This is a genomic window from Sphingomonas sp. DBB INV C78, from assembly GCF_042693015.1.
Lineage (GTDB): Bacteria > Pseudomonadota > Alphaproteobacteria > Sphingomonadales > Sphingomonadaceae > Sphingomonas_E.
Genome location: NZ_CP170544.1, coordinates 508,757 through 530,741 on the forward strand (window position 1 = coordinate 508,757; position 21,985 = coordinate 530,741).

Annotated in this window: 24 protein-coding genes; 11 read left to right on the top strand and 13 right to left on the bottom strand. The window is 64.2% G+C overall.

Annotated elements, in window-relative coordinates:
• Positions 1 to 15: 15 nt before the first annotated feature.
• Both dxs and ACFB49_RS02660 read left to right on the top strand, forming a co-directional pair.
• The gene (gene dxs, locus ACFB49_RS02655; RefSeq protein ID WP_380875591.1) at positions 16 to 1,941 is read left to right on the top strand and encodes a 1-deoxy-D-xylulose-5-phosphate synthase; all 1,926 of its coding nucleotides are present in this window, start codon (positions 16 to 18) and stop codon (positions 1,939 to 1,941) included.
• 146 nt (positions 1,942 to 2,087) lie between these two features.
• A complete protein-coding gene (locus ACFB49_RS02660; protein WP_380875593.1) occupies positions 2,088 to 2,630 on the top strand; it encodes a TIGR02594 family protein in 543 nt (180 codons plus the stop codon).
• A 24-nt stretch (positions 2,631 to 2,654) separates the two neighbouring features.
• Here ACFB49_RS02660 and ACFB49_RS02665 read toward each other — a convergent pair whose 3' ends face one another.
• Entirely contained in the window at positions 2,655 to 3,314 is a 660-nt protein-coding gene (locus tag ACFB49_RS02665) for an RBBP9/YdeN family alpha/beta hydrolase (RefSeq protein WP_380875596.1), read from the bottom strand.
• A 138-nt stretch (positions 3,315 to 3,452) separates the two neighbouring features.
• On the opposite strand from ACFB49_RS02665, the gene ACFB49_RS02670 reads away from it, so the two are divergent.
• Both ACFB49_RS02670 and ACFB49_RS02675 read left to right on the top strand, forming a co-directional pair.
• Positions 3,453 to 4,226: a TlyA family RNA methyltransferase gene (locus ACFB49_RS02670; RefSeq protein WP_380875598.1), complete on the top strand. Its 774-nt coding sequence runs from the start codon at positions 3,453 to 3,455 to the stop codon at positions 4,224 to 4,226.
• Between the two features lie 137 nt (positions 4,227 to 4,363).
• Positions 4,364 to 4,630, top strand: a complete 267-nt coding sequence (locus ACFB49_RS02675; RefSeq protein ID WP_380875601.1) for a hypothetical protein — start codon at positions 4,364 to 4,366, stop codon at positions 4,628 to 4,630.
• Positions 4,631 to 4,634: 4 nt separating this feature from the next.
• Here the strand turns inward: ACFB49_RS02675 and ACFB49_RS02680 are convergent, their stop codons facing one another.
• Positions 4,635 to 5,255, bottom strand: a complete 621-nt coding sequence (locus ACFB49_RS02680; protein WP_380875604.1) for a TetR/AcrR family transcriptional regulator — start codon at positions 5,253 to 5,255, stop codon at positions 4,635 to 4,637.
• Between the two features lie 115 nt (positions 5,256 to 5,370).
• On the opposite strand from ACFB49_RS02680, the gene ACFB49_RS02685 reads away from it, so the two are divergent.
• Entirely contained in the window at positions 5,371 to 6,348 is a 978-nt protein-coding gene (locus ACFB49_RS02685) for a Rieske 2Fe-2S domain-containing protein (protein WP_380875606.1), read from the top strand.
• A 22-nt stretch (positions 6,349 to 6,370) separates the two neighbouring features.
• On the opposite strand, the gene ACFB49_RS02690 is transcribed toward ACFB49_RS02685, so the two are convergent.
• On the bottom strand, positions 6,371 to 7,099 hold the full coding sequence (locus tag ACFB49_RS02690) for a hypothetical protein (RefSeq protein WP_380875609.1): 729 nt from the start codon (positions 7,097 to 7,099) through the stop codon (positions 6,371 to 6,373).
• A gap of 210 nt (positions 7,100 to 7,309) precedes the next feature.
• Between ACFB49_RS02690 and ACFB49_RS02695 the strand changes: the two genes are divergently transcribed.
• A complete protein-coding gene (locus tag ACFB49_RS02695) occupies positions 7,310 to 7,540 on the top strand; it encodes a hypothetical protein (RefSeq protein WP_380875612.1) in 231 nt (76 codons plus the stop codon).
• A 28-nt stretch (positions 7,541 to 7,568) separates the two neighbouring features.
• Here the strand turns inward: ACFB49_RS02695 and ACFB49_RS02700 are convergent, their stop codons facing one another.
• From ACFB49_RS02700 to ACFB49_RS02710, 3 genes are all read right to left on the bottom strand, one after another.
• On the bottom strand, positions 7,569 to 8,204 hold the full coding sequence (locus tag ACFB49_RS02700; protein WP_380875615.1) for a 3-oxoacid CoA-transferase subunit B: 636 nt from the start codon (positions 8,202 to 8,204) through the stop codon (positions 7,569 to 7,571).
• A gap of 40 nt (positions 8,205 to 8,244) precedes the next feature.
• A complete protein-coding gene (locus ACFB49_RS02705) occupies positions 8,245 to 8,892 on the bottom strand; it encodes an acid phosphatase (RefSeq protein ID WP_380875616.1) in 648 nt (215 codons plus the stop codon).
• 335 nt (positions 8,893 to 9,227) lie between these two features.
• Positions 9,228 to 9,938: a CoA transferase subunit A gene (locus tag ACFB49_RS02710; RefSeq protein WP_380875618.1), complete on the bottom strand. Its 711-nt coding sequence runs from the start codon at positions 9,936 to 9,938 to the stop codon at positions 9,228 to 9,230.
• A gap of 159 nt (positions 9,939 to 10,097) precedes the next feature.
• Between ACFB49_RS02710 and ACFB49_RS02715 the strand changes: the two genes are divergently transcribed.
• Positions 10,098 to 11,780, top strand: coding sequence for a thiamine pyrophosphate-binding protein (locus ACFB49_RS02715; protein ID WP_380875620.1), 1,683 nt, complete (start codon positions 10,098 to 10,100; stop codon positions 11,778 to 11,780).
• Positions 11,781 to 12,039: 259 nt separating this feature from the next.
• Positions 12,040 to 12,357, top strand: coding sequence for an antibiotic biosynthesis monooxygenase family protein (locus ACFB49_RS02720; RefSeq protein WP_380875623.1), 318 nt, complete (start codon positions 12,040 to 12,042; stop codon positions 12,355 to 12,357).
• A 1-nt stretch (position 12,358) separates the two neighbouring features.
• Here ACFB49_RS02720 and ACFB49_RS02725 read toward each other — a convergent pair whose 3' ends face one another.
• The 3 genes from ACFB49_RS02725 to ACFB49_RS02735 are packed head-to-tail and all read right to left on the bottom strand — an operon-like array spanning position 12,359 to position 15,109.
• Positions 12,359 to 13,399: a phosphatidylserine/phosphatidylglycerophosphate/cardiolipin synthase family protein gene (locus ACFB49_RS02725; protein WP_380875625.1), complete on the bottom strand. Its 1,041-nt coding sequence runs from the start codon at positions 13,397 to 13,399 to the stop codon at positions 12,359 to 12,361.
• Complete coding sequence (locus tag ACFB49_RS02730) at positions 13,392 to 14,312, bottom strand: FkbM family methyltransferase (protein ID WP_380875626.1); 921 nt, start codon at positions 14,310 to 14,312, stop codon at positions 13,392 to 13,394. Before ACFB49_RS02730 ends, ACFB49_RS02725 begins: the two co-directional genes overlap by 8 nt.
• The gene (locus ACFB49_RS02735; protein ID WP_380875628.1) at positions 14,309 to 15,109 is read right to left on the bottom strand and encodes a nucleotidyltransferase family protein; all 801 of its coding nucleotides are present in this window, start codon (positions 15,107 to 15,109) and stop codon (positions 14,309 to 14,311) included. The genes ACFB49_RS02730 and ACFB49_RS02735 overlap by 4 nt, the downstream gene beginning before the upstream one ends.
• 120 nt (positions 15,110 to 15,229) lie before the next feature.
• Between ACFB49_RS02735 and ACFB49_RS02740 the strand changes: the two genes are divergently transcribed.
• Positions 15,230 to 15,967: a sugar phosphate nucleotidyltransferase gene (locus ACFB49_RS02740; RefSeq protein WP_380875630.1), complete on the top strand. Its 738-nt coding sequence runs from the start codon at positions 15,230 to 15,232 to the stop codon at positions 15,965 to 15,967.
• A gap of 7 nt (positions 15,968 to 15,974) precedes the next feature.
• Here ACFB49_RS02740 and ACFB49_RS02745 read toward each other — a convergent pair whose 3' ends face one another.
• Positions 15,975 to 16,610, bottom strand: coding sequence for a DUF4893 domain-containing protein (locus tag ACFB49_RS02745; protein WP_380875633.1), 636 nt, complete (start codon positions 16,608 to 16,610; stop codon positions 15,975 to 15,977).
• Between the two features lie 130 nt (positions 16,611 to 16,740).
• Here ACFB49_RS02745 and ACFB49_RS02750 point away from each other — a divergent pair, with 130 nt between their 5' ends.
• A complete protein-coding gene (locus ACFB49_RS02750; protein ID WP_380875635.1) occupies positions 16,741 to 17,361 on the top strand; it encodes a nuclear transport factor 2 family protein in 621 nt (206 codons plus the stop codon).
• 81 nt (positions 17,362 to 17,442) lie between these two features.
• The gene (locus ACFB49_RS02755) at positions 17,443 to 18,156 is read left to right on the top strand and encodes a head GIN domain-containing protein (protein ID WP_380875638.1); all 714 of its coding nucleotides are present in this window, start codon (positions 17,443 to 17,445) and stop codon (positions 18,154 to 18,156) included.
• 7 nt (positions 18,157 to 18,163) lie between these two features.
• Here ACFB49_RS02755 and ACFB49_RS02760 read toward each other — a convergent pair whose 3' ends face one another.
• The 3 genes from ACFB49_RS02760 to ACFB49_RS02770 form a co-directional block, all read right to left on the bottom strand.
• Positions 18,164 to 18,562: a DUF1489 family protein gene (locus tag ACFB49_RS02760; protein WP_380875641.1), complete on the bottom strand. Its 399-nt coding sequence runs from the start codon at positions 18,560 to 18,562 to the stop codon at positions 18,164 to 18,166.
• Between the two features lie 23 nt (positions 18,563 to 18,585).
• Positions 18,586 to 19,992, bottom strand: coding sequence for a magnesium transporter (mgtE, locus tag ACFB49_RS02765; RefSeq protein WP_380875642.1), 1,407 nt, complete (start codon positions 19,990 to 19,992; stop codon positions 18,586 to 18,588).
• Positions 19,993 to 20,226: 234 nt separating this feature from the next.
• Positions 20,227 to 21,774 (bottom strand): DHA2 family efflux MFS transporter permease subunit, encoded by a 1,548-nt coding sequence (locus ACFB49_RS02770; protein ID WP_380875644.1) that lies wholly within the window; start codon positions 21,772 to 21,774, stop codon positions 20,227 to 20,229.
• Positions 21,775 to 21,985 lie beyond the last annotated feature (211 nt).

The following is a 21,985-nucleotide window of genomic DNA, read 5'->3' on the forward strand; positions in this document are numbered from 1 at the left end:
GGATCGTCCGCTTACATGTCCGAAAGCCCGAATACGCCGCTTCTTGATACGGTTGTCACGCCAGCGGACCTGCGCAGGCTGAAGCCTGAACAGCTTGGCGAACTGGCGAAGGAATTGCGCGAAGAGATGATCTCGGCCGTGTCGGTGACGGGCGGCCATTTGGGTGCGGGGCTGGGCGTCGTCGAACTGACAGTCGCGCTCCATTATGTTTTCGACACCCCGAACGACAAGCTGATCTGGGATGTCGGCCACCAGGCATACCCCCATAAGATCCTGACGGGACGCCGCGATCGCATCCGCACCTTGCGGCAAGGCGGTGGCCTGTCCGGTTTCACCAAGCGGTCCGAAAGCGAATATGATCCGTTCGGGGCGGCGCACAGCTCGACCTCGATCTCGGCGGCGCTGGGCTTTGCCGTCGCCAATAAGCTGGCCGACCAGCCGGGCAAGGCGATCGCGGTGATCGGCGACGGGGCGATGTCCGCCGGCATGGCCTATGAGGCGATGAACAATGCGGAAGCCGCCGGCAACCGCCTGATCGTCATCCTCAACGACAATGACATGTCGATCGCGCCGCCCGTGGGCGGGCTTTCGGCGTCCCTGGCGCGACTGGTTTCGAGCCGGCCTTTCCTGTCGCTGCGCGATCTCGCCAAGCGGTTTGCGCGCAAACTGCCGCGCCCGCTGCACGATGCCGCGCGCAAGACCGACGAGTTCGCCCGCGGCATGACGATGGGTGGCACCTTGTTCGAGGAACTGGGCTTCTATTATGTCGGCCCGATCGACGGCCATAATCTCGACCATCTGATCCCGATCCTGGAAAATGTGCGGGACGCGGCCGAGGGTCCGATCCTGATCCATGTCGTGACCAAGAAGGGCAAGGGTTATGCCCCGGCCGAGGCCGCGTCCGACAAATATCATGGCGTGCAGAAATTCGACGTGGTTTCGGGCGTGCAGGCAAAGGCGCCGCCGGGACCGCCGAGCTATACGGGCGTCTTCGCGAACGCGCTGATCGCCGAGGCGAAGCGCGACGACAAGGTGTGCGCGATCACTGCGGCGATGCCTTCGGGCACGGGCCTCGACAAGTTTGCGACGACCTTCCCGGAGCGCAGCTTCGACGTCGGTATTGCCGAACAGCATGCCGTGACCTTCGCGGCCGGCCTTGCGGCGCAGGGCTATCGTCCCTTCTGCGCGATCTATTCGACCTTCCTGCAGCGCGCTTACGACCAGGTGGTCCATGACGTCGCGATCCAGAACCTGCCGGTCCGCTTCGCGATCGACCGTGCCGGCCTGGTCGGTGCGGATGGCGCGACCCATGCCGGCAGCTTCGACGTCACCTATCTGGCGTCGCTCCCCAATTTCGTGGTGATGGCGGCCGCCGATGAGGTCGAGCTGACCAACATGGTCCACACCATGGCGCTCCACGACAGCGGGCCGATCGCGGTGCGCTATCCGCGCGGTAATGGCACCGGCCTGGCCATCCCCGAGACGCCCGAGCGAATCGCGATCGGCAAGGGGCGGCTGGTCCGCGAAGGCAAGGCGGTGGCGATCCTGTCGCTCGGCACGCGGCTGGCGGAGGCCGAGAAGGCGGCCGATCAGCTTGAGGCGCTGGGCCTTTCCACCAGTGTGGCCGATCTCCGCTTCGCCAAGCCGCTGGACGAGGCGCTGATCCGGCAGCTTCTCACCACGCACGAGGTTGCCGTGACGATCGAAGAAGGCTCGATCGGCGGGCTGGGCGCGCATGTGCTGACGCTTGCCAGCGACGAGGGGCTGATCGACGGTGGCCTGAAGCTGCGGACGATGCGCCTGCCGGACGTCTTCCAGGACCATGAAAAGCCCGAAAGGCAATATGAGGAAGCGGGGCTGGACGCCGAAGCGATCGTGGCGACGGTGTTGGCGGCGTTGCGGCGCAACAATGTGGGTGTGATCGAGGGCGCACGGGCCTGATCTCCGTAGTCCCTGCCGCTGTTGATAGGCGGCTGTCCTACATTCGGAATTTCGCTATAATCGCTGGCTACGGCGGGCTTGTTTGGGCCTGACCGGATGGGTCGCTCCTGCAGTCGACGGCTTTGAAGCCGCGAAAGGAGCAACGAATGCCGCAACTGCCCCAGAAATACCGCTTCCTCGAAGCTTTGAGCCCGCTGCCCCGCATGGTGCAGGAGGCGTTGAAGTTGTTCGATACCCGCGAGCAGCCCGGACCGGGCAATAATCCGGTGATCATGCAGTGGGTGAAAGAGCTCGATAACCCGTCGATCAGGCGCGGCTACACCGCCGATTCCGTACCGTGGTGCGGGCTGTTCATCGCGATCGTTGCCAAGCGTGCGAGCAAGACTCCGGTCAAGGATCCATTATGGGCGCTCAACTGGGGCAAGTTCGGCGTGGATGCCGGCCAGCCGATGCTGGGCGACGTGCTCACCTTCATCCGGCCGGGGGGCGGGCACGTCGCACTCTATATCGGCGAAAGCGCCAAGAGCTATCATGTGCTGGGCGGCAACCAGTCCGACAAGGTCTGTTTCCTGGAGATCGGCAAGGAGAGGCTGCGCGGAGCGCGCAGACCTCTCTACATGAACCAGCCGACGACCGTTAAACCCTATGTCCTTCAGACGAGCGGGACATTTTCGGCCAACGAGGATTGATACGACCGGGCTGCAGGCGGCTGCTCAGATCGCCCGCAGCCCGGCCTCCTTGCGCTCCGCGGCGGCAAGGATCTCGTTGAGGCCTTCACCCTGCGCGAGGGAGCCCTCGGCCGCGCCGACCAGATGGTCGAGCAGCCGCTGGCCATCGTGCCAGAGGCCGATGCCGCTGGCGGCATTGATATGCCCGCAATGGCCGATATTGACGAAGTGGCTGCCCCAATCGCGCGCCATATCGAAGCTGCGCTGGATGGACGCGAAGGGATCATCCTCGCTGGCCACCAGGATCGAAGGGAAGGGCAGGCTGGTCCGGGGTGCAGGCGCGAAGCCGGCAAGCTCGCCGGGTGCATCGGGATGGCCGATATCCGGTGGCGCCACCAGTAGTGCGCCGGCGACAGGCCAACCCCAAGGCTGCCCGGCCAGTTCGGCCCACCAGGCGACGGCAAGGCAACCGAGGCTGTGCGCCGCCAGCACCACGGGCTTTTCGGCCGTGCGGATAACTTGATCAAGTTTGGTGACCCACGGATTGCGGCGGGGCGAATCCCACAGGCCCATCTCGACGCGAGCTGTGTCGCTACGCGATTGTTCCCACAGGCTCTGCCAATGCGCCGGGCCAGAGCCGCCGAGGCCCGGCACCGTCAGGACCAGCGGCTGCCGGCCGCCAAATTCGGAGATTGTTTGCGCCATGCACCGTCTCCCGATCCCTTCGCACAGCTTGAGTGCGTGCGAATCTGTGTTGAAGATAACTCTAGTGATATAGTAGGCAATAGGGCGCAAGCCGAATTATGGCTTTATTGCGGCAGCCCGATCGGCCATGGACGAGCTATGGCAAAAGGCGTGCGAGCAGATCAGTTATTGGTGGAGCGAGGCCTTGCGGAGAGCCGCGCGCGGGCGCAGGCGTTGATCCTCGCCGGGCTCGTCTATGTGGCTGATCGCAAGGTGGAAAAAGCGGGGCAGGCATTGCCGCCGGATGCCGCGATCGACGTGCGCGGACGCGATCATCCCTGGGTATCGCGCGGCGGCGTCAAGCTTGCCCATGGGCTGGAGCATTTCGGCTGGGACGTGACAGGGGCGATTGCGGTCGATGTCGGATCGTCCACGGGTGGTTTCACCGACGTGCTGCTGACCAACGGTGCGGAGCGTGTCTATGCGGTGGATTCGGGAACGAACCAGCTAGCCTGGAAGCTGCGCCAGGATCCGCGGGTCGTGGTGCATGAACGCACCAATGCCCGGCATCTGACCGCGCAGCATATTCCGCAGCAGATCGACATCGTCGTCTGCGACGCGAGCTTCATATCGCTTGCCAAGGTGCTGGAAGCGCCGCTGAAATTCGCGCGACCCGGTGCGCATCTCGTCGCGCTCATCAAACCGCAGTTCGAGGCGGGCAGAGCCGAAGTCGGAAAAGGCGGCGTCGTCCGTGATCCCGAGGTGCACGCGCGGGTTTGCGAGGAGGTGGCGGCCTGGTTGCGATCGGTCGGCTGGGTCGTCGAGGGCGTGACGATCAGCCCGATCACGGGGCCGGAAGGCAATGTCGAATTCCTGATCGGCGCGACGTTGCTAACCACGGATGCCTTTGACCGGAAGGATGAGAGACGGTAGTCATTAGGGCAGAACGGTCGCAAAGGAAAAACGTGGCTCTACCTCGCTTCTTCGCTTTGATCGTTGGCCTATTGGCTGCAGCATATTTTGGTTTCGGGCTTGCCCGGCACACGATGAATCCCCTCAGTTCCGCGACTATGCTGCTGGGCGCCGCCGCATTGCTCGTGGCATCTGCGCGCCGGCCGAAAACTACCTTTCAGCGAAAGCTTGTGGTGGCCGCCTGGGCTCTGTTCAGCATCATCTGCATCGCCGCGCTCGGGCTGATGTTCCTCTTCGGCGGGGGCGGACGAGAAAAGGCGATGGCGCTGCTGCTGCTGTTGACCGGTATTGCTTTCGCCGTGCGATCGGCATGGCAGGCCGGCCGCAAGCGGCGACACAAATGGGACAATTATTTCGACAAATAGGCGCTCAGCGTGACGTGGGCGTGAGCGTCCCCGCCCAGATGTCAGTGAGCGTGTCGAGCAGCGCTTCGAAATCCGTGTCCCACCCTTCGATGTGGACCGCCATCATCGATCGTTCGACTTGGAAGATCAGCAATTGCGCGCGGCGTTGGGCTTCCGCTGCCGAGAAGGCGGACCAACGCGCCCCATCGCCGATCAGGGCGGCGACGAAATCGGCCTGATGCTCTCGCGAATCCGCGGATAGCTCAGCCAGCATTTCGCGCAGCAAAGTGCGCATCCCATCATGATGGATGCGCCAGGCTTCACCGACATGGGCCAGCCAACGGCGGATCGACGCGCGCGACCAATCGGGCAAGGCGGTAAAAGCCGTGTAGAGATCGGTCGCCCGATCCCACATATCCGCCAGGATCGCGCGGCCGACATCGGGCTTCCCGGTGAAATGAGCGTAGAAGGTGGCGCGCGACACACCGGCGGCGACCAATATTTCCTCGATCGTCGCGGCGCCCATACCACGCTTTTCGAACACGAGCAGCGCGGCTTCGACGATGCGCGTGCGTGTCGCGCGGCGCTGCTGTTCGCGCAGCGAGAGCGAATGCGATGGTTCCACGATGCGCGGCGTGATCGACATACACCATCCCTAATCGAGCCGGACACGAAAACAAGGCCATACATATGTATGGAATATTGACGGGCGTATGCTGCGTGATATTCCTCTCCGTCGAACCATAACAAGGAGAGGCTCCATGAACGCGATCAGCCCGATTCCCATGCGCCACCGATCGGCCGACAAGGATTTTCCCAAAGGCTGGTACTGCATCGCCGAAGCGGAGGATGTGACCGGCGACAAGATGCTGCCGGTGAGCTGGTTCGGGCAGGAAATGATCGTCTACCGCACCAAGGACGGCAAGGCGCAGGTGGCCGACGCCTATTGCCCCCATCTTGGTGCGCATCTGGCGAGCCATGACGGCAAGCTATGCGAAGGCCGGATCACCTGCCCTTTCCATAAATGGGAATTCGACAGCGCGACCGGCAAGGTCGAGCATATTCCCTATACCGACGTGCCGGTGCCCGCGAGCGTGCGCCTCACGCTCTACCCGACCCGCGAAACGGAAGGGATGGTGCTGATTTGGCACGATCCGTCGGGCGGCCAGCCCACGTTCGAGCCGTTCGACGCCAGCCATCTGCGCGGCGACGCCAAGTGGATCCGCTATGCGGAAAAGAGCTGGGAGATGACTTGCCCGTTCCGCGATATATTGGAGAATATCTTCGATACCGCGCATGTGACCCAGCTTCACAATGCGGCGGCGCTGCCGGATATCACTTTGTTCGAGCCGCGCGACTATGGCCTCCACGTCCAATACACGACGGATCCCAATGCGGGCGAAGAGACGCCGATTTCGGGCTTCGAGATGAACCTGAGCGGCATTTCGCTGCTGACCCAGTTCTACAAGGGCGTTCATTTCACCGCTTTGTTCGTGATCTCCTTCACGCCGATCGACGAGGAGCGTGTCGTTCAGCGCGCCCGGCTGTTCCTGAAGGATGAGGGGCCGCGCGAGATCATCGACCAGATCGGCAAGGCTTTCGTCGAGCGTTTCTGCTTCGAGGTGGAGCAGGATCTGAAGGTGCTCGATTACAAGAAGCACCTCACGCATCCGCGCCTGTGCGCGGGCGACGGGCCGATCATGAAGTTCCGCAATTACGCGGCGCAATATTACGTCTGACGAGAAAGGCGGCGCTGGAGGTTCAAACCACCAGCGCCGTCGCCCAGTGGATGAAGGCGAGCCAGGCATCCGTCTGCCAGACGAGGACCGGCACGCTGATCGCCGCAAAAGCGTAAAGACCGCCCCACAAGGTGGCCGGGTGAATCCTCCGCAGCGTCGCCATGTCCCACAAGGCCAGCGCGGCAATGTAGATGCAGGGCATCGCTACGATACCGAAAAGCCCGGCGAACCAGGGCATGCGGCCAAAGGCGGCGCCCATCATCGCGACCATCGCCATCACCATCAGCCGCTTATGCGTTTGGGGTATACGCCGGTTCCACAGCGCGGCGAGGATCAGGCCGCCGAAGCCGAGCACGCTGAACAGCGGGATGGCCGCCCAGGATGGCGGTGGCACGATGGGCGGGCCGGAAGCGCGGGTGACGCCGTGCAGGCCGGCCAATGTGCCGAGCACGATCATCGAGATCACGATCGGCAGGCCGACAAGGCCGAGCTTGCGGTGGATGTCCGGTCTGCCGGCCGCCACCAGCGAAGTCTGCGCCATGAACAGTAGGATCCAGCCGGTGAAGACTGCGCCATGCGCGTGTACCAGCGGCGTCGGCGGCACGATGAAATCGGGGCGGCCGTTGACCGGTACGAGATAATAGGTCGGCGCGAAGGCAATCGTCACTGCGGCGAGCATCGACGCCGCGAGCCCGGTATAGAAGATCTGTTCGGGCGCGAGCCTGCGCGCCGCGATTGCCTGGCTGGCCAAGGCCACCTCCTCGGAAAAGCTGGCAGCGGATCAAGCATCGTTGCCCTGGCGTAACCAGAATGCCGCGACGAAAGCGGCGGGTCGCGCGATGGACGGGGCAGCCTGTGTCTGGCGCTTGGTTCAGTCGCTCTTAACCGTTCCACATGCCATCATGGGCGATCCCAGAAGGGGAGATCCGCCGGCTGGATACCGGCCCGAAGGAAGTGATTGATGTTTCTCGATTTGAATGCCGACCGATTCGAAGGTGAGCCGCAGCACCAATATTGCCATAGCTGCAAGGGCGTAATCCGTCAGGGTGAACCGACCGAAATGGTGCGCTTCGACCCTGACCCCAATCATGACGTGGAAAGCCTCAACGGCCTTTATCACGCCGCATGCGCAAAGCCGTTTCTCCGTATGCACCGTGCGATGCAGGCGATGAACAGGTTCCTCCGCTTCTGAAGCGCATTTGGGCGCGCTCGACGCGCCCTCAGCTCAGATAGTGCGCCGTCGTCTTGGCGGCGACCTCGTCGGCGGTGACGTCGGGGGCGAGCTCGATCAGCTTGAATGGCGACTGGTGATCGGGCCGCTGGAAGACGGCGAGGTCGGTCACGATCATGTCTACCACATTCTGGCCGGTGAGCGGGAGCGTGCAGGCCGGGATGAACTTGGGGCTGCCATCCTTGGCGTTGTGCTCCATCACGACGATGATCTTCTTCACGCCCGCGACGAGATCCATCGCGCCGCCCATGCCCTTGATCATCTTGCCGGGAATCATCCAGTTGGCGATGTCGCCATTCTCCGCCACTTCCATCGCGCCGAGCACGGTGAGATCGATATGGCCGCCGCGGATCATCGCGAAGCTGTCGGCTGAGCTGAAAAAGCTCGACTGCGGCAACTGGCTGATCGTCTGCTTGCCGGCGTTGATCAGATCGGCGTCGACTTCATCGTCATAAGGGAAGGGACCGATGCCCAGCATCCCATTTTCGGACTGGAGCGTGACCTCCATGCCTGCGGGGATATTGTTCGCCACCAGCGTTGGAATGCCGATGCCTAGATTGACATAGAAGCCATCCTGCAATTCCTTCGCCGCGCGGGCGGCCATCTGGTTGCGATCCCAAGGCATTATGCATGTCTCCAAGGCGTGAGAAGGAGCGCGGTAGCGATCATTGGGCCGCTGCCGCAATATTGGTCGAACGAATGGGGTTAGGCAGCATGAACCAGCCGGCATCCCACAGCGAAGTGAGCCGGGTGCCGGACGTCGCGGCCCGGGGCGTGATTGCCCTGCCGCCGCCAATGCCGATCTGATTGCTGAAATCGCTGCTTTCATCGCCGGCAATTGCGATCACGCAATAACGAGCGGCGATGGCTTGGCGGACAGCGTCATCAATGCCGACCGTCTTGCTGTCGGCATGGAGGAACAGCGTGTTGCCCAGTTCGGCTGGACCAAGACCGAGATGGTCCAGCAAAGCGGTGATGCCTGCGGCGCCTGCTGGCGATCGGGCAGAGGCGTAGATGACGATAACGCCGCTGCGGCGGACGGCCGCAACTGCCTCGACCGCGCCCCGCGCCACGACGACGCTGTCACTGCCGTCTCCTTTCCAGCGTCGCCACCGGGCGTCGGGATCGCCATTGGCCGTCTCGGCCTCGTCCAGATTGAAGATTACCGCCAGTGGCTTCTGCCCGCATGGATCGAAGGCGGGCGCGTCAAGGCGTGAGCCAGGCGTCAGGACAACAGAACTCAGCGTGGCGCTGGACGCCCGCGCCGCAGCCTGTTCGGCCAGATATGCTACCAGCGGCTGATATTGGCCCAATTGCCCGCTCGCCGCGGCGGATGGCGGCGGAAGGGAGGTTAAGCCTGTCAGAGCTATTTTGGGCCTGGATTCCGAACGATCCGGCATGGCCGCGCGACGCTCAACAGCACGACGTTCGGGTTGAACTTTGGCAGGTTTCGGAGGCGTTTTAGCAGGCGGTATCGTTGGCCGCGCTTCCGCCACCCGCGATAGAGGCGGCTGTGCCAGCGTGGCCGCGCCACTATTCTTGTTGGCCTGTTGACGCGCAATCATGCCCCCCGCAGCGAGCGGGATGGCGGCGGCGCAGCCGGAGAGCAGCGCTGCGGCGCCAGTCATTGCCAGCGCCGCCCGAAGGCTCACGCAGCTTCCCTTGCGCGCGTCGTGCGGAATTCGATCATCTTGTCGTAGGGCGCACCGAGGACGAGACGCTTCACATAGATGCTGGGCACATGGATGCCGTCGGGATCCAGGCTGCCGACGGGGACGATTTCCTCCACCTCGGCGACGCAGATCCGGCCGGATGTGGCGGCGGGCTGGTTGAAGTTGCGCGCGGTCTTGCGGAAGATGAGGTTGCCGGCCTCGTCCGCCTTCCAGCCCTTGATGATCGAAAGGTCGGCACGGATGCCGCGTTCGAGGACGTAGGTTTCGCCGTCGAACTCCTTCAATTCCTTGCCCTCGGCCACCAAAGTGCCGACGCCGGTCTTGGTGTAGAAGCCGGGAATGCCGGCGCCGCCGGCCCGCATCCGTTCGGCGAGTGTGCCCTGCGGGCAGAATTCCACTTCGAGCTCGCCGGCGAGATATTGGCGTTCGAACTCCTTGTTCTCGCCGACATAGGACGAGATCATCTTGGCGATCTGCCGCGTACGGAGAAGCTTGCCGAGGCCTTCATTGTCGATCCCGGCATTGTTGGAGGCGACCGTCAGATCCTTGACGCCCGACGCCTGGATCGCATCGATCAGCCTCTCGGGAATGCCGCACAGGCCGAACCCGCCAGCGGCGATCGTCATGCCATCGAACAGGAGCCCATCGAGCGCCGATGCCGCATCGGGATATATCTTGTTCGCCATGCCCCACTCCGCTGACTGACCTTTTGCCGCCAGATAGAGGGGTGTGGGGATGGCCGTCAATCAAAGCTCGTCCCGATTGCTTCCCGTGCAATCGTGCTTGCCATGCGTGCAGATTGAAGGGGCCTTTTTCCGCCCATCGCCGCCCGCTATGGATGCGCAATGAACAATAAGCGCACTGGCGGCCGTATCCTGGTCGATGCTCTTCTCGCGCAGGGATGCGACCGCATCTTCTGCGTTCCCGGCGAATCCTATCTCGCCGTCCTCGACGCCCTTCACGATACGCCGGAGATCGAACTGATCGTCGCGCGGCAGGAAGGCGGCGTCGGCTTCATGGCGGAGGCGGACGGGGCGATGACCAATCGCCCCGGCATCGCCTTTGTCACGCGCGGGCCGGGGGCGACCAACGCCTCGATCGGCGTCCATGTGGCGATGCAGGATTCGACGCCGATGATCCTGTTCATCGGCGATGTCGCGCGGGGCGATCGTGATCGCGAGGCGTTCCAGGAAATCGATTTCACGGCAATGTTCTCGCCGATCGCCAAATGGGCGTCACGGATCGACGATGCGGCGCGCATCCCCGAATATGTCGCGCGCGCTTATTCCATTGCAATGTCGGGTCGGCCGGGACCGGTGGTGCTGGCGCTGCCCGAGGACATGCTGACCGACGTGGCGGACGCGGTCGATCGCGTCCGGGTCGAGCGGCCGGCTCAGGCGGTGGGCGCCGGTATGATCGGCCAGATCGCCGATCTACTGGCCGAAGCGAAGCGACCGCTGGCGATCGTCGGCGGGGCGGGATGGACCGATACCGCGGCACGCAGCTTCGCCAAGGTGGCGGAAGCCTGGGGGCTCCCCGTCGCCGTTGCCTTCCGGCGCCAGGATGCGATCGCCAATGACTGCCCGGTCTATGCCGGCAATCTTGGCTATGGACCCAATCCCAAGCTGCTGGAGCGGGTGAAGGCAGCTGACCTACTGCTGGTGGTCGGCCCGCGGCTCGGCGAGGCGACGACGGACGGCTATACGCTGATCACGCCCGAACATCCCGGCCAGAAGCTGATTCACGTCCATCCCGACCCGAACGAGCTGGGTAGCGTCTATGCGACAGACTTGGCGATCTGCGCAGGCGTGAATAGCTTCGCGCTGGCGCTGGAGGCAGCCGTCTATCGCGCGGGCGAGGCTGGTGTGCCTTCGAGCAAGCATTTCCCGCGCTTTACCACGGGGCGCGAGGCGCATGCTGAGTGGGAAGCCTGGGCGACGCCCCAGCCCAATGGCCAGAAGCTCGACCTGGGCGCCTGCGTGGCGCTGATGCGCGATCTGCTGCCCGAGGACAGCATCATCTGCAACGGCGCCGGCAATTTCTCCGGCTGGTGGCACCGCTTCTGGCATTATTCCGGCCCGGTGAGCCAGCTTGCGCCGACCGCTGGCGCGATGGGCTACGGCCTGCCCGCCGGCGTCGCCGCGGCGCTGCGCGCACCGCATCGGCAGACGATCGTGCTGGCCGGTGACGGCTGCTTCCTGATGAACGGGCAGGAACTGGCGACAGCGGTGCGCTATGGCCTGAAGATGCTGGTGCTGATCATCGACAATGGCAGCTATGGCACGATCCGCATGCACCAGGAGCGGCGCTATCCGGCGCGGATATCCGGCACCGATCTCGTCAACCCGGACTTCGCGGCCTATGCGCGCGCCTTCGGCGCCTGGGCGGAAACGGTGACGGAGACGGCGGACTTTGCGGCCGCGCTTGCCCGCGCACAGGAGCAGCCTGGCGTCGCCTTGCTGCACCTCAAGACGGATATCGAGCAGATCGGGCCGGCGGTTACGGTGAGCGCGCTACGCGGCGGCTGAACTCAAAAAAGGAAGCGCTCGTCCAGCTGACCGGACGAGCGCTTCCCCGCGACCCTGACGGGCAACCGCAAAACCAGTTTGCAATATCTGCCGTTTGCTGACGCCAATGTAAACTGCATTGTAACTCACGTTAAACTCGCGGCAGCGAAATGAGTTTCAAGGCCCGGGCAGATTGTCCGCGGCTTCGCCGACGATGCACCGCGGCCACACTCGGTCAGTGACCGGAAAAGTCGGCAGAAGGCGGCTCGCTTGCGACAAAATGCTGGTCTATTGTCGGCCCATGATCCTCGAACTCGCCGAAATCGACATCCTCCCCGGCAAGGAGCCGGACTTTGAAGCGATCCTGGAGGAGGCATCCCGGCTTTTCCTGCAGTCGCCAGGATGCCTGGGAATAAGGATCGGGCGATCAATCGAGCATCCCCATCGTTTCCGGCTGCTCGTGCGCTGGGCGACTTTGGACGATCATATGATCGGCTTCCGCAATTCCGATGCGTTCATCGAATGGCGCAGGTTGGCGGGGCCCTGCTTCGCCAAACCGCCGCGGGTGGAGCATATGAATCTGCTGATCGGCGATTAGGTCAGCCGAAGCCGGCGGTTTCCCCCGCAATGAGATCGAACCGCTCGGCAAGCGCCTCGCGCAGTGCGGGATCTTCGCTTCGCAGCAATATCTCCCGGTTCAGCCAGCGCGACCGGGGATTGTAGTTGAAGCTGCCGAACCAGGCCGCGCGCCCACCAATCCTGTCGATCAGCAGGAATTTGGAATGGACGGGCAGGGCCTGCGGATGGCGGTAACGCGCGATCGCGACGCCCGCCTCGGCAAGCTCGTCGATGATCGCTTCGGGCACGCGGCGCTCGGTATCATGGACGATCAATCGCACCTCCGCACCCGCCCGCGCTGCCTTCGCCAGTCCGCGTGAAAGGAAGCCGGGCTTGAGATGCGAGATCACGCCGCGGATCGTCGTACCGGAGCCGAGGCCGTGCAGCGCCTTGTCGATGATGCCCGTCCGCAGCCGCGGATAGAAATAGAGCGAAGCGAAGGCGCCTTCGAACACATGATTTTCATGCGGGCGGAAGCGTGGCGCGGGACGATCAAGCTCCAGCACATGGCGACGCAGCGTCGCGACGAGGCCGGGGTTGCGATATTCGACCAGCATATTGTGGCCGCGATCCTGATCGCCGATCTCTGCGATCACGTCCGGATCTTCGGGATCGTTGCCCGAGGGATTGAAGGAGCCGACCAGCACCGTCGGCTCGGGGTGCGAGAAGGCGTAGATCTTGGCGTGAAGATGGCCATGGAAGGGCGCGAGTGCTTCGAGCAAGGGTTCATGCACGTTCAGGCCGCCGTTCAGGCCATGCTTTTCCAGCCGGGTGACGACGGCGTCATTGGCGGACCGGCGGCGTGGTGCGCCTTCGACATGCAGCACGACGCGCACGCCGCGATCGGACGCGGCCATCAGCGCTTCGGCCAGCGCCATATCCCGGAAATAATAGGTGGCCCAGGCGATCTCGCCGCCTTCGGGCACGGCTTCGATGCGGCGGGCGAGCAGGTCGCGGAGCAGGCGCGGCGGTCGATCGGGACCGCCAAAGTGAACCCACCCCCCGGCGATCGGCTTAGGCACGTCGTGCCAGATAATCGAGCGCGTGGTGGACGCCGCCGGTGCGGAGCCAGCGCTTGCCGGCCTTGCGCAGGAAACGCTGCATGCCATCTCGGCGTGCCTCGGGAATGGCGCTTCCCGACAGATCGAGCAGGCGCGCGGCCATGTCCGCCTTGCCATAGATGAGCAGACCGAGGATCGCCTTCAGCGCGACTGTCTCACCGCCTTGCGCGACGCGGGCCAGCAGATCCTCCTCGCGCCGCAGGAAGAAGGCGTCGCCATAAGCGAGCCGGCCGGCGCGTTGGCCGCCGCCCAGGCTGACATTGCCGACATTGGCCGAATTGAGCGCGCGATAGCGCTTCAGTCGGTAGAGGTCGATCAGATCGAAGCCATGTCCGGCCATGAAGGCGATGATGTCGCCGGCAAGCGCCTGACCGCGATAGCGTTCTAGGAACGAAACCTCGATCTCGGCGAACAGCACCGAGTTGGCGATGGTGCCTGCCGCGCCTTCGAGAATGCCGAGCTCGCTACCCTGCGTATCGACCTTGATCGCATCGATCACGCGCCCCTCGCGCGTGGCGATCGCATCAAGGCTGTCGACCGTCATCTCCAGCGTGGAGGTGATCTGGGTGTGCGTGCCTTTCTTGCGGAAACCGCCGAGAAGCTCGGCATTGGGAGCGAGCGTCGACGACATGTTGGGCAGGGCGGTGATGTTGAGCGTCTCCTGCCCGGCCACCTTGCCCAGCGCCACCGGGTAGAGCGTGTCGCGGCCGATGCGCTGTGGCTCGGCAGCGCCCTCGCGCGGTTCGAACAGCATGGCCGACGTGATCGAGCGCACGGGTGCCCAGCGATCCTTGAGGCCGCCGGCGGAGCCGACGTCGGCGAGGACGATTTCAAAGCCCGGCGGAAGCTGGCGGAGCAGCGGATCGAGGTTCATTGTTCTTTTCTATCCAGCCTGCGGAGGATTTGCGAGACGAGCTCGTAGTCGCTCGGCTTGTCGACGTCGATGCCGGCTTCGGCGCGATCGAGCAAGACCGGTTTGGCACGCAGGCCGAGCCGACGCCCGGCGGCAGCGAGGGCGTCGCCCAGCGAGATGGTACGGGTCAGCGCGCGGATTGCGAGGCAAGGGCCGAAGCGCATCATCAGCTTGCCGGCGACCTTGCGGTCTTTTTCCGCCGATGCCCAGAGTTCGAGGGCCGGGGCGACACGATCGCTGGTAAGCGCGAACAGGTTGGCGCCGGTGAAACCACCGTCCTGGAAGCGCAGCCAGGTGCGCTTGTTTTCGGGATAGGCGGCTAGCAGCACATGCTGCGGCACCATCGCCACCGCGACATCCGCATCGGCAACGCCGTCCAGGAATGATTCGACATCGGACGGGCGGAGCAAAGGGTGATCGGCGGTGGTGATCAGCACTGGCCAGGGTGCATCCGGCGTGCCGGCGACGCTGGCGATGCTGTGGGAAATGCCCGCACCACTTGCGTGCAGCCCTATCTTGGGATGATCGCCGATCCAGGCGAGATCGCCGGCGACGACGGCGTCGGGTTCCTGCGAGAGGATGAGGATGCGGCCGATCCGGTCGACCGCCGCCAGCGTGCGGACGACGCGCGCGATCATCGCCTCGCCGGCGATTTCGACCCGCGCTTTATAGCGCTCGCCATGCGCCTGGGCGAACGGATCGCCGCCCGGTCGTGACCCTGCGAGAAGAATCGCCGTCCACTTGCCCTTGTCGTCCACGCTTCCGGTCGGCCCCGCAATGTTTCAAAGGCCGTGTCTATAGCCCTCGCCCCGGAAAAGTCACGATTGCGGCCGATAGGCGCGGGCCAACAGTTTCGCATCCGAAAGCGCGATCGACCCATGACTATGAAGAAGGCCGTCATCCTGAGCGCGGGCAAGGGTTCCCGCCTGCTGCCGCTCACCGAGAACCGCCCGAAATGCCTGCTCGACTGTTCGGGGAAGACGTTGCTCGAATGGCAGCTCGACGCCTTGTATGCGGGTGGCGTGGAGGAAGCGGTGATCGTCACCGGCTTTCGTTCGGATCTGGTCGATGCGCTGGTTTCCTCGCGCGCGGATGGGCGGACGCGGACGCTCTACAACCCCTTCTATCATGTCGCCGACAACACCGGATCTGTGTGGATGGCGCGCGAGGAGATGAAGCAGGACTTCCTGATCCTCAACGGCGACACGCTGATCGGGCCGGATATCGTGAAGAAGGTGATCGCCAACGCGACGGCGCCGATCACCATCACGGTCGACGAGAAGCCGGCCTATGACGATGACGACATGAAGGTGTTGCGCGACGGCGACCGGCTGCTGCGGATCGGCAAGACGATCACCGAATGCAACGCCGAGTCGATCGGCTTCCTGGCGTTCCGCGGGCAGGGCCCGGCGGTGTTCGTCGACGCGGTCGATGCGCTGATGCATGGGCCGGAAGGCGTGAAGAGCTGGTATCTGAAGCTGATCGATCAGCTCGCGCCGCTCGGTATCGTCTCGACGACCTCGATCCACGGCATGGAGTGGCAGGAGGTGGACTTCATGCCCGACCTGGACGCCGCCCAGACGCTGACGGCGAAGTGGCGGGCCGAGCGAGGCTGATCCCCCCTTAGCTCTTGGGGACGAGCTCGATCACGTCGAGCGTCGATTCCCAGTGCGGGAAGGGCAGGATCAAACGCCAGCGCTTGGGTTCGACCCGTTCCAGCGCGCCGGCCATGTCGCGTTCGGGATCGGAACCGTAATCGAGCGCGCGCCGTTCATCGCCCAGCATCATCGTGCCCAGGAAGATCATCCGGCTTTCGTCATTGGGAAAGAGGAAGCCCACCGGCTTTTGCGCTCCGCCGAGCTTGGCGAGGCTCAGCATGTCCTTTTCCTGCGTGATCCGGCAAGTGAATTCCGGATTGGCGGTGAAGACGGGGCCGCCGGGATTGCGCGAGCCCAGCTTGTAGACGCGGCAGACATAATCGCCCGGCGGCGGCACGGGGGAGGGGAGCGCCGCATCGGGCTGCATCAGCGACCCCAGCGGTGTGAGCTTCGCCGTTTCGCCTGCAGCGGAGATCTGGGTAAGGGCCTGCGTCCAGGCATCGCGCCAGGTGCGCACCCGTTCGCGATCGGTGGTCGTCGCCATGGTCCGCCAGGCAGCGACGGCGGCGGGCGATCCCGCTTCGGCCCTGGCGCCATCGCCGCCAGCGCAGCCCATCGCGGCGAGCGGCAGGAAAATCAGTGGCCATCTGGCGCAATTCAACAAACGATAGTCCTCCAGCGCAACATGCTCACTCTAGACGCCAGTCCATAATCGCGGCAACGGAAGCCGTGTGGGGGCTCGACGCCCGAGCGTCGACACTGTTCCCCGAAACGGCAGGAGAGACAAGCAGATGAGCGACCTGGAAGCCCGGATCGACCGGCTCGAATCCACGGAGGCCATCCGCCAGCTTGTTTCGCGCTACTCGCTGTCGCTCGACATGCGCGACCTGGATGCGCATGTGAACCTGTTTGCCCACGATATACGGGTCAGCCGCGACAAGGTGGGGCGGAGCCATCTGAAGCGGTGGCTGGACGATACGCTTCGCCTGCAGTTCACCGGCACATCGCACCATGTCGGCAACCATATCATCGAGTTCGACGACGCCGATCATGCGCATGGCGTGGTCTATTCCAAGAACGAGCATGAGACTGGCCCGGAATGGGTGATCATGCAGATGCTCTATTGGGACAATTATGAGCGGATCGAGGGGAGCTGGTATTTCCGGCGGCGGCTGCCCTGTTATTGGTATGCGACCGACCTCAACAAGCCGCCGATCGGCAACATGAAGATGCGCTGGCCGGGGCGCGAGCCTTATGAGGGGAGCTTCCATGCGCTGTGGCCGTCGTGGAAGGAGTTTTGGGCCAATCCGCCGCAATCCGATGAGCCCGAAGTGGCCGAGCTGGCGCCGCTGGGCGAGTTCCTGAACCGGATGCGGCGGGGCGCGCCGGAGCCGCGGATCCGGGTCAGGTAGAGAGACAGGTTTAGACTGGAAAGGGTTGAGGCGCTGTTTCAATTACTGTATCGGTGTTGTAATACAGTAGGAGACTTCAGGATGCGCCTCGCCTTTCTTTCCGTTCCGTTCGCACTGCTCGCCGCCTGCAGCGGCTCCGTCCAGGCGGAGGCGGAGAGTGGCGTCAAGGGAAGCCGGGACTTCGCCCTTTCCGGTTTCGACAAGGTGGACCTGCGCGGCCCCGATGACGTGACCGTCCGCGTCGGCCCGGCGGCGTCGGTCCGTGCCGAGGGCGATACCGCGATCCTCGACCGGCTGGAAATCACCGTGGTCGGCAACGAACTGCGCGTCAGCCGCAAGAAGAACCAGTCGAACTGGAACGGCACGCGCGGGACCGCGAAGGTGACGGTGACGCTGCCGGTGCTGACCGGGGCATCGATCGACGGTTCGGGCGACATGACGGTCGATCGCGTAAAGGCCGCCAGCTTCGATGGCTCGGTCGCGGGATCGGGCAATCTTTCCGTCGCGGCGCTGGAAGCCCAGGCGGCGGACCTATCGATCGCGGGATCGGGCAACATCACGGTCGCCGGCCACACCCAGAAGGTGAGCGGTTCGATCGCAGGTTCGGGCAATATCGAAGCCGCGGGCCTGCAATCGGACACGGCGTCGCTCTCCGTTATGGGATCGGGCAACATCAATGTCGGTGCGCGGACCAGCGCCTCGGTATCGCTGATGGGGTCGGGTGACGCCACCGTGACCGGCGGCGCGAAATGCACGGTCCGCAAGATGGGGTCGGGCGACGCCCGCTGCGGCTAAGCCGCGATCAGATCAGCGACAGCGCGGATAGTTCGTCGACCATGGCCTTGGGCATGGCGGCGACGTCCGCGTCGCTGCCGTCGAAATCCTGCGGCGCATCATCGGCCTTGAGGTAGCGCCAGCCCTGGTGGGCGCGCTTGGGGCGAGCGCGGACGGGGACGACGCGGGCGTCGACGCGGATCAGGCAGTGGCCGTTTTCCCCTTCCTCGAAGCCGAGGATCGTTTGCCGCGCGATCAGGCGGTGGGCGATGATCCAGTAGAGCGAGCCACCGACCATCTCGGCCGCGCGCGTAGGGCGGTAGCGGGTGTGAATCGTCGTCGTGCCATTCGTGGCGCGCGCGGTGATGCGGTCGCGCAGGATTTCCACGCTGGAGCAGCCAACCGCGACCTTGGTCATGTGGAGCATGTGGGCGATGTGGGGTGTGGCGCTCAGCCCGCAAGCCCGGTGGCGGTGGCGAGGCCGAGGAAAGCGAGGAAGCCCATCGAGTCGGTCGTCATCGTGACGAAGATCGACGAGGAGACGGCGGGGTCGACGTCCATCCGGTCGAGCGCCACCGGCACGAGCACGCCGGCGAGACCGGCGATGACGATATTGGTCATCATCGCCGCCGCAATCACCCCGCCCAGCGCAGGATTGCCGAAGAAGAAGGCGACGCCGCAGCCGATGACCGCGGCCACCGTCACACCGTTCAGCAGCGCGATGCGGATTTCGCGGACGATGGCGCGCATCGTGTTCGACTGGGTGAGCTGGTTGGTGGCGATGGCGCGGACCGTGACGGCCATCGTCTGCGTGCCGGCATTGCCGCCGACGCCGGCGACGATCGGCATCAGCGTGGCGAGCGCGACCATCTTGGCGATGGTGCCTTCGAAGATGCCGATGATGGTGGAGGCGACGAGGGCGGTCAGCAGATTGGCGAGCAGCCAGCGGACGCGCGCCTTGTAGCTGTCGCGCACGGGCTCGTTAATGTCGCCGTCGCCGGCGCCGGAGAGCTTGAGGATGTCCTCGCCGGCTTCTTCCTGGATGATGTGGACGACGTCGTCGACGGTGATCATGCCGACGAGGCGGTTCGACTGGTCCACCACGGCGGCGGAGATGAGGGCGTATTTCTGGAAACGGAGGGCGACCTCTTCCTGGTCCATGTCGACCGGGATCAGGGTCTGTTCGCGCTTCATCACATCGGCGATGGCGATGCCGCGCGGGGTGCGCAGAATCCAGCTCAGATTGCAGGTGCCGACCGGGTGGTGGCGGCTATCCACCACGAAGATTTCCCAGAAATCGGTGGTGAGATCCTCGTTCGAGCGGAGATAATCGAGGACGTCGCCCACCGTCCAATGTTCGGGCACCGCGATCAGATCGCGCTGCATCAGGCGGCCGGCGGATTCCTCCGGGTAGGACAGGGCTTCTTCGATCGCGGCGCGATCATCCGGCTCCATCGCGCGGAGGACGGCGCGCTGCTCGTCCTCCTCCAACTCCTCGATGATCGCGACGGCGTCGTCGGTTTCGAGCTGGGTGGCGAGTTCGGCCACTTCGTGGGGGGCGAGCGCGTCGATCAGCTCGTCGCGCACCCACTCGTTCATTTCCGAAAGCACGTCGCCGTCGAGCATGTCGGAAATGGCGGCGGCGAGCGGGCGGCGCATATCGCCCGGCACCAGTTCGAACAGATCGGCGATGTCGGCGGGATGGAGCGGCGCGACCAGCGTGCGGACGCCTTCATCATCCCCCGCCTCGACATGGGCGAGGACACTGGAGACGAATTCCGGCTTCATCCGGTCGTCTTCGTCGAGGCTCGTTTCGGGAACGGCTTCGGTGGCGGGATCGATTTCGGTTTCGCTCATCGGCCCCCACCATTGGCGCGCTTCGGATTCCAGTGCCTTCTAGGCGCGGCGATGGCGGATGTCAGCCCTTGGGCGAGGCGCAAGCGTCATCCCGGCGAAAGCTGGTATCTCGTGCGGCAAATCGACCACACAAGCCGCTTGCGATCCCAGCCTACGCTGGGATGACGGTGAGGGGAGAAGAAAGAAGAAGATCCTCACCCGGCCTCTCCCGCGAAAGCGGGAGAGGGGAAAAGGCTATTCCATCATCGGTGGCGGTTCGTCACCGGGCTTCGACTTCGCCCCGCGCATCAGGATCACGAAGGGCAGGAGGACGATGACCGCCCAGCCCATCAGCCAATAATCGTCGATATAGGCGATCATCAGCGCCTGGCGGTTGATTTCGGCGTCGATCATCCTGAGCACGCCTTCGCCCTGTTCACCGAATTTCTCGATCACGGCGGGCGTAAGGAAAGGCAAAGAGGATGCGTTGATATGCGTCGACAGGTCCGAATGGCTGACCTGCAGGTTGCGGGCGAGCAGGGCCGAAAGGACGGCGATCGCCACCGACGAGCCGATGTTGCGCGATAGGCTGTAGAGCGCCGCGCCTTCGGTGCGCAGATAGGGCGCAAGCGTGGCGAAGGCGAGGAGGTTGAGCGGCAGGATGACGAAGCCCGTGCCGAAGCCCTGGACCACGCCGGCCCAGATCACCGGCCAGGCGCCCATCTGAAGATCGAAACCGGCCATGACCATCTGCGACGCTGCGATCAGGGTAAGGCCGAAACCGATCATCAAGCGGCCATCGATCCGCTTGGCGAGGATGCCGGCGACCAACATGGAGGCCATCATCGCGATGCCGCGCGGCGCGACCAGCAGACCGGCGCCATAGGCATCATAACCGAGCAGGGTCTGCAGCATCGGCGCCATCAGCGCGGAGCCGGCGATGCTGATACCGCTGGCGAGGAACATGAACAGGTTGGCGATCAGGAAATTGCGATCGCGGAACAACGCCAGCGGAATCAGCGGATGCGCGGTGGTGGCGCTGTGGACGGCATACATCCACAGGCCGACCACGAAGATCCCGCATTCAATGATGATCTCGGTCGATTCGAACCAGTCGAGATGCGTGCCGCGATCGAGCGTGAGCTGGAAGCCGACGAGCATCATCGAGATCAGGATGAAACCGGTGATATCCAGCGCGGTCTTTTGCAGCTTTGCCGATGACAGCAATATCCAGCTGGCGACCGCGGTGACGATGCCGAACGGCACGTTGATGAAGAACACCCAGCGCCAGTTCCACTGATCGGTAAGCCAGCCGCCGAGCACGGGCCCCATGATCGGCGCGATCATCACGCCCATGCCCCAGATGGTGAGCGCCTGCGCGTGCTTTTCCTTGGGATAGCTGTCCAGCATCGCGGCCTGCGTCAGCGGGCCGATGAATGCGCCGAAAACGCCTTGCAGGATGCGGGCCGCCACCATTGTTTCCAGCGTCGGCGCCAGGCCGCAGGCGGCCGAAGCCAGGGTGAAGCCGACGACCGAAGTGACGAACAGCTCCCGCCGGCCGAAACGCGATTCCAGCCAGCCGGTGACCGGCGTCGCGATGGCAACGGCGATGATGTAGGAAGTTAGCACCCAGGCGATCGATTCCTGCGTGGCGCCCAGCGTTGCCTGCATGTGCGGCAGCGCGACATTGGCGATCGTCGAATCGAGCACCTGCATCAGCGTGGCGGCCATCACCGTGATGGTGATGGCGAGCCGCTTGGCGGGAGAAGGCAGGGCGGATGCTGGCTGGGCGTGCGCTTCCATGATCTTCCGCCACTAGATTTCACGATGTCCGGGTAAGATTCCGATCCGTTTGTCCCGAGCGAAGTCGAGGGACCGCCCGAGCGCAGCGGAGGGCTTCTCGGCTTCGCTCGAAGAGGTGTCTCGACTTCGCTCGACACAAACGGGAAAGAGATACCTGTCCCGAACGGGACAGGCGCTAGACCGGCGCGTCATGGGTTTCAAGACGCTACGG

Coding starts and splice junctions, on each gene's coding strand:
- mgtE (WP_380875642.1), bottom strand. CDS start 19,992: ATGAGCGAAACCGAAATCGATCCCGCCACCGAAGCCGTTCCCGAAACG.
- ACFB49_RS02730 (WP_380875626.1), bottom strand. CDS start 14,312: ATGAACCTCGATCCGCTGCTCCGCCAGCTTCCGCCGGGCTTTGAAATC.
- ACFB49_RS02680 (WP_380875604.1), bottom strand. CDS start 5,255: ATGTCGATCACGCCGCGCATCGTGGAACCATCGCATTCGCTCTCGCTG.
- ACFB49_RS02685 (WP_380875606.1), top strand. CDS start 5,371: ATGAACGCGATCAGCCCGATTCCCATGCGCCACCGATCGGCCGACAAG.
- dxs (WP_380875591.1), top strand. CDS start 16: ATGTCCGAAAGCCCGAATACGCCGCTTCTTGATACGGTTGTCACGCCA.
- ACFB49_RS02750 (WP_380875635.1), top strand. CDS start 16,741: ATGAGCGACCTGGAAGCCCGGATCGACCGGCTCGAATCCACGGAGGCC.
- ACFB49_RS02740 (WP_380875630.1), top strand. CDS start 15,230: ATGACTATGAAGAAGGCCGTCATCCTGAGCGCGGGCAAGGGTTCCCGC.
- ACFB49_RS02670 (WP_380875598.1), top strand. CDS start 3,453: ATGGCAAAAGGCGTGCGAGCAGATCAGTTATTGGTGGAGCGAGGCCTT.
- ACFB49_RS02700 (WP_380875615.1), bottom strand. CDS start 8,204: ATGCCTTGGGATCGCAACCAGATGGCCGCCCGCGCGGCGAAGGAATTG.
- ACFB49_RS02720 (WP_380875623.1), top strand. CDS start 12,040: ATGCTGGTCTATTGTCGGCCCATGATCCTCGAACTCGCCGAAATCGAC.
- ACFB49_RS02710 (WP_380875618.1), bottom strand. CDS start 9,938: ATGGCGAACAAGATATATCCCGATGCGGCATCGGCGCTCGATGGGCTC.
- ACFB49_RS02695 (WP_380875612.1), top strand. CDS start 7,310: ATGTTTCTCGATTTGAATGCCGACCGATTCGAAGGTGAGCCGCAGCAC.
- ACFB49_RS02770 (WP_380875644.1), bottom strand. CDS start 21,774: ATGGAAGCGCACGCCCAGCCAGCATCCGCCCTGCCTTCTCCCGCCAAG.
- ACFB49_RS02660 (WP_380875593.1), top strand. CDS start 2,088: ATGCCGCAACTGCCCCAGAAATACCGCTTCCTCGAAGCTTTGAGCCCG.
- ACFB49_RS02755 (WP_380875638.1), top strand. CDS start 17,443: ATGCGCCTCGCCTTTCTTTCCGTTCCGTTCGCACTGCTCGCCGCCTGC.
- ACFB49_RS02675 (WP_380875601.1), top strand. CDS start 4,364: ATGCTGCTGGGCGCCGCCGCATTGCTCGTGGCATCTGCGCGCCGGCCG.
- ACFB49_RS02715 (WP_380875620.1), top strand. CDS start 10,098: ATGAACAATAAGCGCACTGGCGGCCGTATCCTGGTCGATGCTCTTCTC.
- ACFB49_RS02760 (WP_380875641.1), bottom strand. CDS start 18,562: ATGCTCCACATGACCAAGGTCGCGGTTGGCTGCTCCAGCGTGGAAATC.
- ACFB49_RS02665 (WP_380875596.1), bottom strand. CDS start 3,314: ATGGCGCAAACAATCTCCGAATTTGGCGGCCGGCAGCCGCTGGTCCTG.